Source organism: Haloferax mediterranei ATCC 33500, assembly GCF_000306765.2.
Classification (GTDB): Archaea; Halobacteriota; Halobacteria; order Halobacteriales; family Haloferacaceae; genus Haloferax; species Haloferax mediterranei.
Genome location: NC_017941.2, coordinates 778965 through 796957, shown reverse-complemented (window position 1 = coordinate 796957; position 17993 = coordinate 778965). Strand labels below are relative to the sequence as shown.

The 17993-nt window shown below is 59.5% G+C and carries 15 protein-coding genes and 1 tRNA gene; 4 read left to right on the top strand and 12 right to left on the bottom strand.

Annotation, left to right across the window (positions count from 1 at the left end; all coding sequences use genetic code 11):
* Positions 1-10: 10 nt before the first annotated feature.
* Together HFX_RS04085 and HFX_RS04080 are read left to right on the top strand one after the other, a co-directional pair.
* Positions 11-322: a nucleoside triphosphate pyrophosphohydrolase gene (locus HFX_RS04085; protein WP_004057386.1), complete on the top strand. Its 312-nt coding sequence runs from the start codon at positions 11-13 to the stop codon at positions 320-322.
* 81 nt (positions 323-403) lie between these two features.
* Positions 404-1393, top strand: a complete 990-nt coding sequence (locus HFX_RS04080) for an NAD-dependent epimerase/dehydratase family protein (protein WP_004057387.1) — start codon at positions 404-406, stop codon at positions 1391-1393.
* Between the two features lie 73 nt (positions 1394-1466).
* Here the strand turns inward: HFX_RS04080 and HFX_RS04075 are convergent, their stop codons facing one another.
* On the bottom strand, positions 1467-2159 hold the full coding sequence (locus tag HFX_RS04075) for an HD domain-containing protein (protein WP_004057388.1): 693 nt from the start codon (positions 2157-2159) through the stop codon (positions 1467-1469).
* Positions 2160-2344: 185 nt separating this feature from the next.
* Here HFX_RS04075 and HFX_RS04070 point away from each other — a divergent pair, with 185 nt between their 5' ends.
* Together HFX_RS04070 and HFX_RS04065 are read left to right on the top strand one after the other, a co-directional pair.
* Positions 2345-3064, top strand: a complete 720-nt coding sequence (locus tag HFX_RS04070; protein WP_004057389.1) for an alanyl-tRNA editing protein — start codon at positions 2345-2347, stop codon at positions 3062-3064.
* On the top strand, positions 3061-4038 hold the full coding sequence (locus HFX_RS04065) for a DUF3179 domain-containing protein (RefSeq protein ID WP_004057390.1): 978 nt from the start codon (positions 3061-3063) through the stop codon (positions 4036-4038). The genes HFX_RS04070 and HFX_RS04065 overlap by 4 nt, the downstream gene beginning before the upstream one ends.
* 14 nt (positions 4039-4052) lie before the next feature.
* On the opposite strand, the gene HFX_RS04060 is transcribed toward HFX_RS04065, so the two are convergent.
* The 11 genes from HFX_RS04060 to HFX_RS04005 form a co-directional block, all read right to left on the bottom strand.
* A complete protein-coding gene (locus tag HFX_RS04060) occupies positions 4053-4811 on the bottom strand; it encodes an FkbM family methyltransferase (protein WP_004057391.1) in 759 nt (252 codons plus the stop codon).
* A gap of 107 nt (positions 4812-4918) precedes the next feature.
* Positions 4919-5701, bottom strand: coding sequence for a bile acid:sodium symporter family protein (locus HFX_RS04055; protein ID WP_004057392.1), 783 nt, complete (start codon positions 5699-5701; stop codon positions 4919-4921).
* A gap of 610 nt (positions 5702-6311) precedes the next feature.
* On the bottom strand, positions 6312-7769 hold the full coding sequence (locus HFX_RS04050) for a hypothetical protein (protein ID WP_004057394.1): 1458 nt from the start codon (positions 7767-7769) through the stop codon (positions 6312-6314).
* Positions 7762-8130: a hypothetical protein gene (locus HFX_RS04045; RefSeq protein ID WP_231512916.1), complete on the bottom strand. Its 369-nt coding sequence runs from the start codon at positions 8128-8130 to the stop codon at positions 7762-7764. The genes HFX_RS04050 and HFX_RS04045 overlap by 8 nt, the downstream gene beginning before the upstream one ends.
* A 672-nt stretch (positions 8131-8802) precedes the next feature.
* Positions 8803-8906 (bottom strand) — tRNA-Gln (locus HFX_RS04035).
* Positions 8907-9040: 134 nt separating this feature from the next.
* Positions 9041-9493, bottom strand: a complete 453-nt coding sequence (locus HFX_RS04030) for a metal-dependent transcriptional regulator (protein ID WP_004057398.1) — start codon at positions 9491-9493, stop codon at positions 9041-9043.
* Between the two features lie 4 nt (positions 9494-9497).
* Entirely contained in the window at positions 9498-9989 is a 492-nt protein-coding gene (locus HFX_RS04025; RefSeq protein ID WP_004057399.1) for a hypothetical protein, read from the bottom strand.
* Positions 9990-10118: 129 nt separating this feature from the next.
* Positions 10119-11327 (bottom strand): Fe-S cluster assembly protein SufD, encoded by a 1209-nt coding sequence (gene sufD / locus HFX_RS04020; RefSeq protein ID WP_004057400.1) that lies wholly within the window; start codon positions 11325-11327, stop codon positions 10119-10121.
* Positions 11328-11330: 3 nt separating this feature from the next.
* On the bottom strand, positions 11331-12761 hold the full coding sequence (gene sufB / locus HFX_RS04015; protein ID WP_004057401.1) for a Fe-S cluster assembly protein SufB: 1431 nt from the start codon (positions 12759-12761) through the stop codon (positions 11331-11333).
* A gap of 11 nt (positions 12762-12772) precedes the next feature.
* Positions 12773-13678, bottom strand: coding sequence for a Fe-S cluster assembly ATPase SufC (sufC, locus tag HFX_RS04010; protein WP_004057402.1), 906 nt, complete (start codon positions 13676-13678; stop codon positions 12773-12775).
* Between the two features lie 222 nt (positions 13679-13900).
* On the bottom strand, positions 13901-17959 hold the full coding sequence (locus tag HFX_RS04005) for a DNA polymerase domain-containing protein (RefSeq protein ID WP_004057403.1): 4059 nt from the start codon (positions 17957-17959) through the stop codon (positions 13901-13903).
* Between the last annotated feature and the right edge of the window lie 34 nt (positions 17960-17993).

The window sequence follows — 17993 nt, the reverse complement described above, 5'->3', positions numbered from 1 at the left end:
TCGAGAGCCGATGCCTCGCGAGTACGACAAACTGGTCCGCGACGACATTCCCAAGGTAATCCGCGACTCCGGCGAGACGCCGGTCGTCCACGAGGCCGACGACGACGAGTTCGACCGCAGACTCCGCGAGAAACTGGTCGAAGAGGCCGAGGAGTTCGCCGAAGACGGCACAGTCGACGAACTCGGAGACGTGTTCGCCGTCGTGGACGCGATTCTCGAATGTCGTGACGAGGATTGGGAGACGGTCGAAGCGATGGCCGCCGAGAAAGCCGCTGAGCGCGGCGGGTTCGAAGAGGGCATCGTCCTCGAACGGGTCGAATAGTCGGCAGCGTACACCTGAACGCCTCCGGAACCAGCCGCCGGTTCTCCCACGTTTTTCACCGCGCACGCCTTCGACCGAAACATGGACAACGCACTCGTCATCGGCGGCACCCGCTTTATCGGCCGCCATCTCGTCTCGGACCTCCTCGACAACGGCTACGCCGTGACGCTCTTCAACCGCGGGAACCACGACAACCCATTCGAGGACGACCCCCGCGTCCAGCACATCCAAGGCGACCGGACCGACGACGAAGCCCTGCGGACTGCAAAGTTGACAGTCGACCCCGACGCCGTCTTCGACTGCGTGGCGTACAAACCGGGAGAAGTCGCTTCGGCGGTCGACATCTTCGCCGACGTGGACGCCTACGTTTACATCTCAAGCGGCGCGGCCTACGAGACAGAAGCGATTCCGAAGCGCGAGGGCGTCACCGAACTCTGCGACTGTACCGACGAGCAAGCGACCGGCGACACCCCCGAGAGTTACGGCCCTCGAAAAGCCGAAGGCGACCGCGTCGTCTTCGAGGCGGCGTCTCGGGGAATCAACGCGATGTCCATTCGGCCGTGTATCGTCTACGGCCCGCACGACTACACCGAGCGACTCGACTACTGGATCGACCGCGTGCTGAACTACGACCGTATCGTCGTCCCCGGCGACGGGACGAACATCTGGCACCGTGCCTACGTCGAGGACGTGGCCAGCGCGATGCGGGTTATCGCCGAGGAAGGCGAACCCGGAGAGGCGTACAACGTCGGCGACCGCCGACTCGTGACACTCGAAGAGATGGTCGAAGTTATCGCCGACGCTGCCGGAACCGACGTCGAAGTCGTCCACGCCGGCGAGCGCGAACTCGCCGCCGCCAACCTCGAACTGACGGACTTCGTCCTCTACCGGGAGTACCCGCACGTCCTCTCGACGAACAAACTCGCCCGCCTCGGGTGGGAATCGACGCCTGTCGACGAGGCTATGCGGCGCTCGGTCGAGGACCACCGCGACAGCGACCGTGACGGCTCGGAACACGACCCCGGTCGAGACGCAGAAGAGCGAGTACTCTCGATTCTCGACACGCTCTAAAGTAGCTATTTTGCAGAGCCAACGCTCCTCGGGTGAGCTTCTATAAAATCGAGCGAAGGTGGCGTAACTGCCGTCAGCGACTGAGGCTGCCGCCGTGGTTCATCTCCGGAACCTCGTCTTCGAGCCATTCGCGGAACCATTTGACGCGCTTGAGTCGCTGGTGTGCGAGACTCTGTGCCGTGTCGGTCACGAGTCGCTTCGAGGCATCGCGGCCGCGTTCGAAGACGCGTTCGACCATCTCCGCGGCGTCCATGTGTGTCCGTGCCTCGTAGCCCATCCGCAGGAGCATCAGTGCGGTGCCGTTGGCACCGATTTTGTCGAGGATATCGGCCTCGATGAGACACCGCGTCTCCAGCGACACGTCGGTGAGGTGTCCCTGATAGGAGTGGTCAGAGATGACCTGACACACTTGGTCGATGAACGACTCGGGGTAATCGCCGTGCGTGCCGAGGAACTCGCGGGCGACGCGAGCGCCCTCTTCGGCGTGGACCTCCTGTTCGGCTTCGAGTTTCGAGATGTCGTGGAAGAGCGCAGCGACCCGGACGACGTTCACGTCGGCACCCTCTTTCTCGGCGATGCGCGTCGCGATATCGACGACGTTGAGGATGTGGTTAAACCGGTACTCCGCGGAGTGCCACGGATACCAGCGCATCCGGCCGCCGTCGTCTTCGTTCTCGACGCTCGCAGCGAGGTAATCCGAGACGAAACGCTTCATATCCTCGAATTCGGCGTCGGAGACAGACGACTCTTTGATTTCAACGCCCACAGTGCCACCTCCGTGGGTGTTGGCAAGTACGTATTCTCATTACACAGAATGAGGGTCGTTCCACTCTTAGGCGTTACGACACCCTGAGCCACGAGAACAGGGCTATCGGCCGAAATCACCGTGTTTCGTGACCGAAGATGGGGAGGGGTGACACACCTAAATCACTCGCGCTCCTCGGTTGGCACGTGACCGAAGCACGCTACCTCGACGACGCCGAGCAGTACGAGTTCGAGGCGACGGTCGAAGCGGTTCGCGGGACCAACCGCGTCGTGCTCGACCGGACGTACTTCTATCCGACTGGCGGCGGACAACCGCACGACACGGGAACCCTCGCGACCGACGATGTGACGTGGGACGTGACAGACGTACAGAAACGCGACCGAATCGAACACGTCGTCGCGGGCGATGCACCCGAACCGGGGACGACCGTGACGGGACACGTCGACCCGGAGCGCCGACGCGCTCACACCAGATATCATACGACCCAACACCTCCTGTCTGCGACCCTCCTCGACGAGTTCGACGCGGAGACGACCGGCAACCAACTCTACACCGACCGTGCGCACCTCGACTGCGCCTACGACCGCTTCGACGGTGACGACCTCCAGACCATCGAGGCACACTTGAACGACCTCGTTTCGGCCGACCTCCCCGTTCGCTGGTACACGCTGGACAGAGCCGAAGCGGAAGCGACACTGGACCCAGAGCGGACCCGACTGCACCTGCTCCCCGACTCGATACGGGAGGTTAGAATCGTCGAAATAGGCGACGAGGACGACCCGTTCGACCGAACTGCGTGTGCCGGAACGCACGTGAAATCGACGGGCGAAATCGGAACGGTCGTGCTTACGGGACGCACGACACAAGGGACTTCACACGAGCGCGTGGAATTCATTCTCGAATGAACGTCCGTCAGGTCATCCCGCGAGACGCGATTCCGAGCGTCGAAGACCCGCGGTTCGTCGAGACGTACAGCGGACCCGAAGACGACGAAGTCATCTCGCTCACCGTCGGCGACGACACTCGGGCCTATCCGATTCGCTACCTGCATTACCACGAAATCGTCAACGATACGGTCGGTGGCATTCCGGTCGCCGTGACGTGGTGTCCGCTCTGCGGGAGCGCCGTAGTGTACGACCGCCGAGTCGGCGACCGAACGCTCGAATTCGGCGTCTCGGGAAAACTCGCGGACGACGATCTCGTGATGTACGACCGCGAAACCGAATCGGAGTGGAAACAGTCACTCGGCGAAGCCATTGCGGGCGAACTCGCCGGCGAGTCGCTGACGGTCCTCCCCGCCGGTGTGACCACGTGGGACGCCTTCACCGACACAAACCCGGATGGCCGCGTCATGACTCCACCCGGCGGCGAGAGCGAGGCCGCTGGCGACGGCGACGACCCAGAACCAATCGACTACGACCTCGAACCCTACGAGCACTACTTCGAGATGGACGGCTACGGTCTCGGGGCACACCGAGGAACTGGCGGCCGCGACTGGGACGCCGACCTCGACGACATCGACCCCAAGACGGTCGTTGTCGGGCTTGAACACGAGGGAGTCGCAGTCGGCGTCCCGCTTCCGGTGGTGGAATCTGCCAGTGGCGTCGTCACGGTCGACATGCGGAAGGAGTCTCCGGATGAGGATCGCCACTCAGTAGTCGTCTTCGCCACCGACGCCGGAATCCACGCTTTCTCGAACCCCGGGTTCACGTTCGACTCGGTCGGCGATAGCCGAACGTTCCGGGCCGACGGAACCGACTGGGACGGCGCAACCGGCGTTGCCGAAGACGGACGCAAACTGGACAGGGTCCCCGCTTGTCGGCTCTTCGCGTTCGCGTGGCGCGACGACCACGGCGCAGACGCGTTCTATCGTAGATAAGCCGACGAAGCACGTCACACCGACTGCACCGTCTCCGTCTTCGACGGCGGTTCGCACACCCACCCTTCACGAACCGGAACGAGGTTGTATCCGACGTCGCGGAGCAGCGACTTCGCCACCGCCTCGTCGTGGCTTCCGCGGGCGTCGTGTAGTTCGAAGTACACCGTCGGGCGGTGTTCGCGGAGGACGGTCTTCGACCCACGAAGCACGTTCAGGCCGAAGCCTTCGACATCGATTTTGAGGTGGTCCGGTGGCGACACCGTTCCGTCTTCGACCAGCGAGTCGAGACGCCGTACTGAGACAGTCTCCGTATCGACGACCCGGGCTTCCCACGCACTCGCGTGGTCCGGCGAGAACGACCCGAGTTCGTCGTAACTCGACAGATGGAACTCGCGGGTGCCGTCGGTCCCGCCGAGTCCGCAATCGAGGAGGTCGACGCGGTCGCCGAAATCGTTGACCTCGATGTTCGCCCGTAACTGCGAGACGACATCGGCGTTCGGTTCGATGGCGACCACCTCGGCCGTTGGCTCGGTTGCCGCAGCAGCGAGTGTGTACGTCCCCGTATTGGCACCCACGTCGACGACGACATCGCCTTCGTCAAGTCCGATGAGGAGCGCTTCGAGCAATACGTCGTTTCCGTGTCGATTGTACAGTTCGTAGCTTTTGAAGGTCGCCCGCCCGACGTGCTTCTTTGTGGCGAGAAGTTGTCGGTTGTAGTTTGCCCGGACGAGCGCGTAGTGGATGGTGTACGCGAAATGCTGGGCAGCCGACACGGGGTGCAGCAGAGACACGTTGCATAGTTGTCATTGTGAGGGAGTAAAAATCGCTCGGCGAGGAGTTGTGCCCGCGAAGTGTCGAAGCGGAGAAGCCGCAATCGCGCTCACGCTGACCGGCTGAACCACTTTGCGAGACCCGCGCTCGTCACCATCTCTACGATTCCGAAGACGACCGCAGGGAGCGTCGCTGCCGTCGGGAAGCCCGCGCCGACGAGTAGGGCGGCCGCGACGGCGAAGTCACGCATCCCAATCGAAAGCGTCGCCGCGATGCGCTCTCCCCGGGCGAAGTTTCGGCTGATGAGCCACCCTGCGGCGTATCCAGTGCTGTTGAGAACGACTGCGCCGACCGCGACGAGAAGGAGCACGGCACCGCCATCGCGAACGAGCGAGGCGTTGGCCGCTGCGACGATGCCGATGATGAGAATCACCATGAGTCCCGACACGGACAGATAAATCTCGTCGTACTTTCCAATGCGGTCGGGCCACCGGTACCGGGCCCCGACCGCGAGAGTCATCGGAATAACCACCGCGAGCAACAACTGTTCGACGATTAGCACCGGGTCGACCGCGATTGACGCGCTCAGGAATAGGGTCACAACTCCGGGGACGAGGACGAGCGTCCCGAGGCCGACCAGAACGAGAACGACCGTTGCGAGGGCGGTATCACCCCCGCTGAGTTCGGTCATCGTCGGCGTGACGAGTTCGGGAGTCACCGCACCGAGGACGACGAATCCCGCCGTCAGCGCCGGAGAGAGAGCAAGCATCCGAGCGATAGCAAACGCGAACAGGGGCATCCCCGTCTGCACGACGAGAATCGTGAGCAGGGTCCGCCCGCGGATTTGACGAAACCGCTCCGGTGCAAGCGTCAGTGACACAGCGCCAATCATGATGGCCAGAATCGGCGTCGACAGCGGGGTGAGCAGTGCGACAGAGGGGTAGACGCCATCGATACGATTGATTTGTCTGTGCGTGGTTTGGTCGTTTGTATTCTTCTTGTCCGCTGCATAGTCGACACCAATGACGTTCAGAGGTACGACGAAAGTTCCGTACTCAACCCCAGAAGAACAAAGATCCCGACATTGACGAGCGCAACCGCGAGGTTATCCTCCAATTCATCCGTGTTGTTGACGCTCGCGACGAGATGAACGAAGCAACCATGGGTGTGCGTCAGAACCATCGCTGACTCTCCTCGAAGCGGTCCTCTGTCCCAAGATACGGCAAAGAAACATCAGTCAGTAAGTCGATGGCTACTAAACAAGCGATGAGTAGTACCCCGAGGTTCTCCTCGGAGATCTCGTCTGCCGCTTGCTAAAGCTGTTATCTGTCATGCGTGAAGGCCGCCGAAGGCGCTGTGTGAAGATAAGGAAGGGGACAGCGTCAGTGCGGGCGCGAGCCGATGCTGGGGCGAACGAGTGCGTCTCAGACGGGTGAGTTGAAACCGGCGTCGACAAGAATAGTCTCAAGCATGTATGTCAAAGGAAGGGCGCGATTTGCTCATTAATTGTCTTGGATAATCCATACCTGCTCAATGTTAATCTGTGACCCACTGCGATTCTCAAGTTGATAGAGAAGCCCAGAACGCTTGTCAGCTGGTGGGTGGTGTGTTTTTGAGTCTACACCAATCGTCTCACCATCAAAGATCAGCTCGTGGCCATCATCATCGCGCCTCAACTCGATACGATGGCTGTCCGTATCCGCACTCCAACTGCTAGATATCGTCGTGTTGATGTTACCCCCCTGTACTACCCAATTTTCGATAACATTACTATTGATGGCAATCGCGACCTGCTCACCGCTACTGTAGTAGACGGGGCGGAAAAGCATATTGCCTGATGGAATCGACTCGAAATTAAAATCGTAAATGTATCTACCCCGTGTCACACGAGGCCCTTGCAATACGGATGACCCATCTGGCAGTATAAGTTCACCCCCCGATACGACAACGTCGTCCCTATTAGTGACCCAGTCTGGCCGATGTAAGTAATGCCCAGACGACTTGAGGCGGTTATCAGCCGGCACTTCTACCAAACTGCCGTCGCCAAAGTCGTCATATAGGACTGGATTATTGTGTACGGTTTTACCGTTCCCTCGTCGGACTCTGGCACCCATATCTGCCGACCACTGTCCCTTCTTTCCCCAGAATTGGTGAAGGTCCCCGCGTAGCACAATTTCTGCGTTACTGCGGGCGACAACACCGTAGTGTGTTGGATGGCCCGACAAAGAATTCAACTTTAACATCGATTCCTCAGTAACCCGCGCCCCTTCCGCGTAATTATCTGAGAAAGTACACTCCGTGATGGTAGTCTCTGTGGGGCCGTGAGCGTTGAAACCAACAGGGCCGTTTGGGGTTGTGAGAGGCTCGCCCGCTCCTCGGAAATGTACGTTTCGTATCTTGATGTTCCCAAACTTCTGAATAATTGTATGGTCTGTTGTTAGGTCCTTGACAGTAGCTACGTCCTGCTCTCCATGGAGGTACGCGAGTGAAAGCTCAGACTCAACGATTACATCAGACCTGTCACCAGTTTCGCCCCGAAGTATCAATGCAGGATTTGCGGGCTTAGCTGAGGATATCGTAGGCGGTTGGTCAGCCCGGCGCGAAGTATAAACGCCTGGCTTGAGGATAATCTCGTATAGATGGTTGATGATGTATGGCTGACGGAAAAACGCCTCTTGGATTGTTTCGATTGGATCTGATTCAGTTCCTGCTGCATCGTCGTCTCCGTCCTCTGGATCTACGTATACTCTCGTATTTTTGGAGGTGACTAAAGGGCGCTTTCCTCCGTCCCAATTATTCAGTTCATCAGGGACTACGCTTAGCGAGCCGTTGACAGTTGCCTGATCTACATGTTGCACGTCAGTTTCGGTCTCTTTGAAACTGATCGGTACCTCCTCTCCCGTTTCTTTGTCGTAGCCGACGAGCTGTCCGTTTTCGTTCCGAATTTCGATGTCAGTCATACGTAGATCCGTCAGTAAGTCCAAGTCCTGCGTTCGGTTCGATGACGAGACTCCCGCCATCGTGCCATTCGATCTCGACGAACCACGCCACGTCAGTTGCTGTCTCCGTCTCATCCGCCGCGACGTCAAGGACTTGTGACGTATTCGTCGGTGTCTCTGTCAGCGTTGCTGTCGACGTCGGAGTCGTAGTTGTGGTCGTGACTGATGCCGTAGTCGTGGTATCGCTCCCTCCACCACCCTCACTACCACTGTTCGACGGTGGCGATGAGTCATCCTTGTCGCTGTCCTCCGTAGTTGTCGGCGTTGCCGCCTCAGTCGCCGTGGACGTCGATGAGACGGTCGTAGTGGTCTGTGTGGGCATGACGAGCGTCCGCTCGGTCGTAGCCAGTGTCTGAGCCTGCGTTTCCGTCAGTTGACCCGGTCTCTCTTGTTCATTACACCCTACAAGGCCGATTGTCGCCCCAACGACGACCAGCAACATCCTTCGTGTGAGCCCTGTTCCCATTGTCCTGGTTTGTCATGACCTCTCAGTAACATAAATGCACCACCAATTTGCCATCCGGTGGTACCCGGAAGACCGGCTGAACCCACTGACAGTGCCACCGCTCCGTCGAGCGTGATTGTCTGGCTGCGGTTGGGACGTGCTCGACGGTGAGGTCGCCGTTGGCGTTGGTCGCGAACTTTACGTGGTCGTTTTCGATGAGTTCGAACGCACGAGTCATCAGCTCGTACATGACCTCCACGCGAGCATCGAGCTCTTTGACGTGGTTCTTGGGGTGTCAACCTATACTGGTTGTGTCCTCCCGACAGTCGAGACAGTTGCATCCGGGACCATGAGACACAAACATCAGGTAGATATTTCCGGGGGACAGGGGGCAGAAATCGACGGACAAACGCCCCTCTCAGTCTTGTGGACTATGTGAGGATTTTGAGTAGTCCCGGGCGGATTCGAACCTCAGTCACTCCGCTTCGCGTCGTTCCCTGCTTCGAATCCACGTCGGACTATTCGCTCGTCACGTTGTTCCTCGCAGAATAGTCCCGGGCGGATTCGAACCGCCGTCAGCGGCTGTCTTCTCGGTACGCATCGAACCGTACCAATCCAAAGGCCGCTATGATTGGCCACTACACCACGGGACTGCGTTCACGTCGTTCACTTGCCCCGTGTAACTCGCAATCTCTCCGAGATTGCTCACCACCACGGGACTTCGCACTCGTCGGTTATCCGCAGGTGAATGAAAACGCTTCGGTTCGAGTCGGACGATGGGTGGCGGTTAGTCCGCCGCTTCCGTCTCAGTTTCCGCTTCCGACTCACAGACATCGAGGTACTTGCACGCGTCCGTCTCGGGGTCGAAACAGTCGGGACACTCCGAGTTCCGGTCGATGATGGTGTCGAGCCGGTCGGCGATCATGTCGTCGATGACGGGTTCGAGTTCGCGTGCCTCCGCGCGGAACTCCTCGACGTCGAGGACGTTCGAGAGGAAGCGCTCGATGATGCAGTAGGTCTGAAGGGCGTCGCGGGCGCGGACGATGCCGTCGTCGGTGAGCGTGACACCCTTGTACTTCTCGTGCTCGGCGAGGCCGCGAGACTCCAGCTTTCCAATCATCTCGTTCGCGCTCGCCGGACTGACCTCCATCATGTCCGCGAGTGCACCGGTGGCTGCCGGGCCGTTTTCCATCTGCTGCAGCAGGTAAATCGCTTTGACGTATTGGTCTGCCGTGTTCATCGTGTCACTCGCGTTCTTCCATGAATCGGGTCACTTCTTCGACGCCATCGGCTTCCTCTTCGCGAATCTTGGAGAGTGTCGCGATAAGCTCCTCGCGGTCGATGGTGAACTGTGCATCGCTCGCCTCGATAGCCCCGATAACGTCGTCGTAGAACTTGTAAGCGGTCTCCTCGTTGTAGAGTTGATCGTAAAGGATACCGTCGAAGTCCTCGGGTTTCGTCTGCCCGTACTGGGCTTCGACGAGCGCCTCGATTTCCTCGAATGGCACGCTATCGACATCTAACTGGTCGATGATGGCTTCGAGACGTGCCCGATGGTCGGCAGACTCCTCAGCAGCGTGCGAGAGGAGGTCTCGAATCTCCTCGTCGAGTGTGTCTTCGTCGAGTTCCTCGTGGTGGTGGTAGGCGCGCGCCTCCACGACCTCTTCGAGGACGATTCCAATCTGGAGGAGTCGAGCCAGTTGATGGTCAGAAGTGACCTGATACCCGACGCTCATGAATTCGTCCTCCACAATGCTCGAAGACACGATACCACGACGTACATACACAACTGTCCGGGAGTAACTTACTTAAGCGGTTCCCTCGCGGGTCGTCAACGCAGGAAAAATAAAACGCCGAAGACGCGGTTAGTGCAGGCGGGCGGCGATGAGTTCTTCGAGGTCGTCGCGGAACTCGTCGACTTCAATCTCTTCGAGGACGGGAACGAAAAAGCCCTCGACGAGCATGTTTCGTGCCTGCTGTTCGGGGACGGACCGAGAGACCATGTAGAAGAGGTCCTCTTTGTCCACCTGACCGACCGTCGCAGCGTGCGACGCTTCGGTGTCGTGGTTGTTGATGATGAGCTTCGGGGACGCGTCCGCCTCGGACTCGTCCGAAAGCATCAACGTGTTCTCACGCTGGTAGGAGTTCGTACTCCAGGCGTCGCGGCCGACGTCCTGGACGCCCTCGTAGACCGAGCGCGCCTCGTCGTCGAGGACGCCACGGGTCACGAGGTCCGCAGTCGTGTTCTCGGCGTTGTGCCACACGCGGGCGTTGACGTCGAGGTGCTGGTCGTCGTGACCGAAGAACGCGCCGACGATTTTCGTCTCCGAAGCCTCGCCGTTGAGTTCGGTCTCGACGTCGCTGCGGGTGAGCTTCGAGCCGAGGTTACCCTCAATCCAGTTGATGGTCGAGTAGGTGTCGGTGTCGCCGCGCTTGAGCGAGTACGTGTAGGTCTCTTCGTCGAGGTTCTGGAGCGACCCGTACTGAACGTACGAGTTCTCGCCCGCAACGACTTCGACGAGGTTCGAGAAGTACCGTGCGTCGTCGATGTCGTTACCCGACTCGATGGCTTCGAGAATGGTGACAGACGAGGACTTCTCGGTGACGACGAGCGTGTGACTGAAGAGCGACCGAGAGTTCATCTCGGCGCGAATCTTCACGTCCTCGGCGTCGACGCTCTCGGGGACGTAGACGAACGTCCCCGTCGTGAACAGCGCCGCAGACAGTGCGGTGAGGTAGTTCGTTTCGAGGTCGACGACGGAGCCGAAGTGTTCCTCGATGAGGTCACCGTATTCGTCGAGTGCCTCCGTAAAGGAGAGGACGACGGCATCTTCGGGAGCCTCGCGACTCGTCTCGTCGGACTGGTTCAGCGGGTCGACGAGCGACTCGAAGTCGAGCGCTTCGAGGTTCGTCCAGCGGCGACCCGGCGTCTGAATGACGTCCGGCAGTTCGAGCTCGTCGAGTGCTTCGAGGGCCTCGAGTCGGGCCTCGAGGAGCCACTCGGGCTCGTCCCGTGCGTCCGAAATCTCTCGTACTGTCTCTACGGACAGGTTTGCGGGAAGTTGCGCACTCATTGGTTATCCGAGGCTACCCTCCATCTCGAGTTCGACGAGTCGGTTGAGTTCGACTGCGTACTCGATGGGCAGTTCCTCCGTGATGGGTTCGATGAACCCGGAGACAATCATCTGCTTCGCGTCGTCGTCGTCGAGACCGCGTGACTGGAGGTAGAACACGTCCTCGTCACCGATCTTACCGACGGTTGCCTCGTGGGCAACGTCCACCGTGGACTCGTTGATTTCCATGTACGGCATCGTGTCCGAGGTGGACTCGTTGTCGAACATCAGCGCGTCACACTCGACCGAAGTCGAGGAGTTCTTCGCGCCGTTGGCGATGTGGACGAGACCGCGGTAGTTCGTGCGGCCGCCGTCCTTCGAGATGGACTTCGACTCGATGGTCGATTTCGTCTCGGGGGCGTTGTGGTAGACCTTCGCGCCGGTGTCGATGTTCTGACCCTCGCCCGCGAAGGCGATGGTGATGTGGTTGTCAGAGGCGCCGCGGCCCTTCAGGATGGACGCGGGGTAGAGCATGGTGGCCTTCGAGCCCATCGAGCCCGAAATCCACTCCATGCGGCCGTTCTTCTCGACGATGGCGCGCTTGGTGTTGAGGTTGTAGGTGTTCTTCGACCAGTTCTGGACGGTCGAGTACTGCACGTGAGCATCCTCGCCGACGAACACTTCGACGCCGCCGGAGTGGAGGTTGAACGCGGAGTACTTGGGTGCGGAACAGCCCTCGATGTAGTGGACTTCGGAGCCCTTCTCCGCGACGATGAGCGTGTGTTCGAACTGGCCCATCCCCTCGGAGTTCATGCGGAAGTACGCCTGAACCGGCATGTCGACCGTCGTGTCCTCGGGGACGTAGACGAACGAGCCGCCGGACCAGATTGCGCCGTGAAGCGCGGCGAACTTGTTGTCGCTCGGGGGAACGCACTTCGTCATGAAGTACTCCTTGACGATGTCTTCGTGCTCCTGGACCGCTTGGTCCATGTTCATGAAGACGACGCCCTTCTCCTCCCAGCGTTCTTGCATGTTCTGGTAGACGACTTCGGACTCGTACTGGGCGCCGACGCCCGAGAGGGCGTTCTTCTCGGCTTCCGGAATACCCAGTTTGTCGAAGGTGTCCTTGATGTCGTCCGGCAGGTCACGCCAGTCGTCGACACCGCCGCGGACTTCGACGTCGGGGCGGATGTACGGGACGATTTCGTCCACGTCGACCTCGGAGAGATCCGGCTGGCCGGGCCAGTCGGTCGGCATCGGCATCTTCTGGAACTGCTTGAGCGCGCGCAGGCGACGCTCCAGCATCCATTCGGGTTCGTCTTTGTCTTCCGAGATGACGCGGATGGTCTCTTCGTTGAGACCCTTCTCGGCCGCGAACGCGGCCTTCTGCTCCTTCTTGAACTCGAAGCGAGCTTCCGTGTCTGTCTCTTTTAGGTGGTCTTGGTCGGAACTCATGATGTGTGGGATTACGCTGCTTCGTAGACTTCCTCACGGACCCAGTCGTAGCCCTTGTCCTCAAGGTCGGACGCGAGAGACGCGTCGCCGCTCTTGACGACTTTGCCGTCGAGCATGATGTGAACGTGGTCTGGCTCGACGTATTCGAGGATACGCTGGTAGTGAGTGATCTGGAGGATACCCGTGCCCTGCTCGTCGCGGAGCGCGTTGATACCCTTCGAAACGTCCTGCAGGCGGTCGATGTCGAGACCGGAGTCGATCTCGTCGAGCACGGCGATGGACGGTTCGAGGATAGCAGCTTGGAGCACCTCGTTTTGTTTCTTCTCGCCGCCGGAGAACCCGGCGTTGAGGTAGCGTTGCATGAACTTCTCGTCCATGTCGAGGAGTTCCATCTTCTCCTTGAGGAGCTTCTGGAACTCGGCGACACCGACTTCGCCGTCGTCGACGTTGCCCTCCATCGGGGAGGTGTCGTAGCCGGCTTCCTCTTCTTCCGCTTCCTCGTCTTCGCCGAAGAGGAGTTCTTCGCGCTCGTCAATCTTCGCATTGAGCGCGGTTCGGAGGAAGTTCGTCATCGTGACGCCCTCGATTTCCGCAGGGTACTGGAAGCCGAGGAAGATACCGAGCGCGGCGCGCTCGTTCGGTTCCAGTTCGAGGAGGTTCCACGTGCGAACGTCGTCCGGGATGTCGAGGTCGCCGAAGTCGTCGTCCTCCAGGTGGAGAAGGATTTCGCCTTCGGTTACTTCGTAGGCGGGGTGGCCGGCGATAATTTTAGAAGTCGTAGACTTGCCGGACCCGTTCGGACCCATCAGTGCGTGGATCTCGCCGGATTTGACTTCCAGGTCGACACCTCGCAGAATCTGCTCACCATCGTCCTCCGCGACACGCGCGTGGAGGTTCTTAATCTCGAGAGTTGCCATCGTTGGTTCGTTGCCTCGTACTCGAAGGGTGGGGAGTATCGCCCATAATGCTTGCGCATTTACCCCCGGTGCCTTTTGTAGAAGAAAAATTTGTTTTCAAAAGCGCAAAGAACTGCGGTCGATTCGTGACATGTGCCCGGGTTTTGGTCAGCCAAACACCGTTACTCGCTGAAGCAGTACGTAACCGAATATAGTTTCATTCGGGCCGAACGCACCGGTCGTTCACATGAAGCTCCCGAGACCGGTCTGTTCTTGGCCGCTTTTCACCTCGTCCCACGACATCCCGAGCGCCTCGATGACGCGGGAAATCGGGCCTTGCAGCGTCTTATCGAGCATCGTGTCCCAGTCGACTTCGAACTCGTCGGGAATCTGGTCTGCGTACTCGAAACAAATCACGTCGGGGTCGCGCTTGAAGTCGCGGTAGAGGTCGTCCATCTGCGGGTCGAAGTCCCCGTCTTCCAGCTTCCTGAACCACGACGGATGGACTTTCTTGAGATAGACGCGCTTCGGTTTCGACCCGCGGCCGAAGTTCGTCCCGAGGAACGCGTTGGCGTACTGTGCGCCGCGCACGTGCGCAGTCGGCGTCTCGTACGCGGTCAGTCGTTTCCCGATGCCGCCGGGGATACCAGCTTCCTCTAACGGCAGATTACCGGATTGGAAGTCGGTGATGATGTCGTGGAGGTACTCTTTGATGTCTTCGGTGTCCTGCCCGTGGACAATCATGTCGATGACGTTCTTCTGGACCTCCTTCGTAATCTGGGCGATGTCGGAGCGTTTGTACTCGAACCCGGTGATGTCGATGTCGTCGACATCTTTGCCCTCTTTCCAGACGATGTGTCCAGCGTAGCGCTTCTTTTTCCCCGCTTGGAAGAATCGTCGGTAGAGCTTCTCGAACTCGATTTGGAAGCGGTGTTCGCCTGCGTCAAGCGCTTCCTGTGCGAAGTCGTCGTAGGCGGCGTTGATGTGCTCTTCAATCTCGAAGGACTGCTCGATTGCTTCCTCCGTGGACACGTCAGGACCGAGTTCGAGCATGACACTGTCAGTATCCCCATATGCGACCTCGTATCCGATTTCGTTGGCCGCTTGCTCCGTGAACTCGATGACCTCTCGACCGGTCGCCGTCACCGCCGCACCCATCTCCTTGTCGTAGAGGCGGAAGCGGTCCCAGCCCAGCACGCCGTAGAGAGAATTCATGATAACCTTGACAGCTTGCTGTTGGCGGTCGAACTGCCCGTATTCGGACGAACCCGGGTCGTGTTCGTTTCGAAGTGCCTTCTTTTCCTCACGCTCCGTGAGGAGTTCGTCGACCATCTCCCGAATCATGCCGTCGGGTTCCTGCTGGAAGTGCGTCCCGTTGGGCGCACGGAACATATCGCCGTCGTACGACTCGGGGTCGACTTTCGTCTCCGGCGACGCGTTGATGGTCACCATACACATCGGGTACAGCGACTTCAGGTCGAGCACCGTGACGTTCTCTTTGACGCCCGTGATGGGGTCGAAAACGGCCCCACCCTCGTAGTCTTCCGACTCCTGTTTCCCTTTTGAAGGCAGGGCAAATTCGCCGTGAACCTTGTGGAGGACGTAGATGTCAACGGTATCTCCCGGCGTCGGCGCGTCTTCGAGCTTACAGCCGACGAACGTCCGCACCTCGTCCCAGAACGCGATGATATCCTGTTTGCGGTCGATTTCGACACACAGTTCCACGTCACGAAGGTTGTATTCGAGCAAGCGTTCCGGGTCCTGTTCCCACAAGTCGCCAATATCGCCGGAGTAGCGTTCTTTGCCCACGTCGAGTTCGAGTTCACCGACCGCGTCCAGTCGGTAGGATTCGAGTTCCGTGAACTGTGTCCGCTTGTATGCGTACAAGAGGTCGAAGACGACGCGGCCTTTGATGTCCGGGCCGCCCCAGCCGCCGCGCCAGACTTCGCCGAGTCGGGACATACGGTTGTAGTCGAGGTCGTAATCGCTCGTCGGGTTCAGCACGTCGAGTCTGTCGAGGAAATAGGGAATATCGAAGTCGTCGCAGTTATGGACGAGGCAGTCTTCCGCGACGAAGTTGTGAGTCGTTGTTTCGAGGTCGTACGTCGTCTCGACGCCGACACGAGAGATGTCCGTGACCTCGACGAAAACGTACTCCTCCCAGTCGTCAGCTTTCGTCTCGTATCGCTTGAGATTGATTCCCCGACGCCACTTGTCGTTTCCAATTCGTTTCTCGTCGGTTCCAGTTGCCGCGTCGAACAGTGCGTACGGGATGTTCTCGGTGGCCCCACTTTGTCCGCCCTCGAAGGCAGCAAGTCGGCCGACCTTCTCCGGGTGGCTCATGTGCGGGAGGACGAATTGCTTCAGTCGGTCGATCTCACGAGCCGAGTCGGGAATCCGAACGATATGTTCGCGCTGCTGGGCGTACACACCCAGCCGCTGGAGGAGCCGCACGTACCACTTGCCGATAGACTTGTTCTCAGCGGCGATTGTGACGCTCGAAGAGATGCAGCCATCACCGTCGATAACACCCGCGAGGAACTGAGCAATGTATCGCTCGGGAAGTCGATATATGGTCGAGAGGTCGACCTCTCCGGCGTTCTTGTCTCCGAACGGGATACCGAGCCCGTTAAACGCATGCATCGTGGCGTAGTCGAGAACGCCCTGCTTGAAACAGCCCTTCCCGTCGGCTGTGAGCGAGTTTCCACCCGGGAACTGGTCGTGGAGTTCTGTCCGGGTGTTGTAGAACCGTATCCCGTCGTCTTCCGACATGGTCCCGTCGGTGAGAACAAGCCCGGCAAGGTACAGTTCGTGCGCGGTGAGTTCACGGTCGAGGTCGACGCCCGTCCGGCGGTAGCTCCGTCCCCCGTCGGGCATCGGAATGTCGTACCGTTCAGCCGCCTGCTCGCACCGCTCCGGAGTCCACGTGTCAGTATGTGGATGATAGTGTGTCCCTTTCGCCACACCGAACTCGTCCGAAAGCTCACTCACAGCACCGTACGGGAGGTGCTTTTTGAACGCTTTGACGGAGTCTTGGTCGGTAAAGCGCTGACAGTGGTCCGGCACGAGGTCAGCGAGCGTTGGGACCCGGATGTCGTCGACGCGGAGTTTCCGCGGTTTGAGAACGTAATCGCCGACCTGAACGTCCCTACCTTCTTTCCAGTCGACGGCCTCGTCGTCCCCGACCATGATGCGGTGCTCGTCGGAGGTTTGGAGTGTCGTCCCATCGGCGAGTTCGAACTCTTTCACCTCCTTTTTGCTCTCCCACGTGTTCGTGACCTCTGCGACCGTCGTCTGTTGGTTATCGGACCCGACGACTGTATCCCCGACCTCCACGTCGCAGATTTTCCTCTCCGTACCGTCTGCGAGAAGCACGCGAGTGTCTTCGGGGAGACAGTTCCAGCCCGTGAAAATATCCGGGTCGGTCTTCTCAAGGTAGGAAACGAACGCGTCGAGCATCGCGTCCTCCTCGTCGAACGTTCGAACTTCGACCGCAGAGCCGTCGCGGAGGTAGTCGTAGCCCGGAAGCGAGTCAGGTCGTTTGCCTTCGCCATCAGGCGCGACCGCGTGCCAGACGATGTACTCGTCCCGATAGGAGTCGTGACTGGTGAGACAGATAATCGGCTCCTCGCCGTCTTCGGGGAAGCCGTTTCGGTCGTTGACCTCGATGTCGAAGGTGTTCACCCGAAGGTCCGCCTCGACCGACGTTGGCTCGATTTCTTGGTGGGGAATCTGAATCGTCCCGTCGTCGAGACGGCGGGCGGGGACGCGAACGCCGTCGTTTATGTCCTTGTCGATGAGGAGACGGTTCGGGAAGAGAATGTCCGCTTCGTAGTGGTCGAACTCGTCACGTATCTGTCCGACGTCGCGGGGCGTACGGCCGAATATCTTCGTCAGTTCTTCGCCGCGAATACTCTCGTAGCCGGGTTCGGTCCCGGTGATGACATCCTTGTCGAGGAGTTCGTCGTCGAGGCTATCGGTGGGGGCGTAGAAGTACGGTCTGAATCCGAGAACACGGACGTGTTCGGTCTCGTTGTCCGCGGTCCGGCCGAAGATATGGAGCACGGGATACTCGTCTCGGCCCGCACCCTCGATGGTGTAGTCAACCTGTGTGACGGCTATTTCGACCGTCCCGTCGGGGTCGGGAAAGCGCACCTCGTCCGTGTCGATAACATCGGAGACGTGCTGGCCGGCGTCGCCGGCGACGATGGCGGCCTCCTCGTCAGGCCGCGTGTCGCCTGTGCCACCAGACTCTTTCCCGGCACACTGGCCGAGCGTCAATTGGCCATCTGGCGTGGTCATAGCGGTTTTTCGGCACCGGTTGGTAAAAACAGCC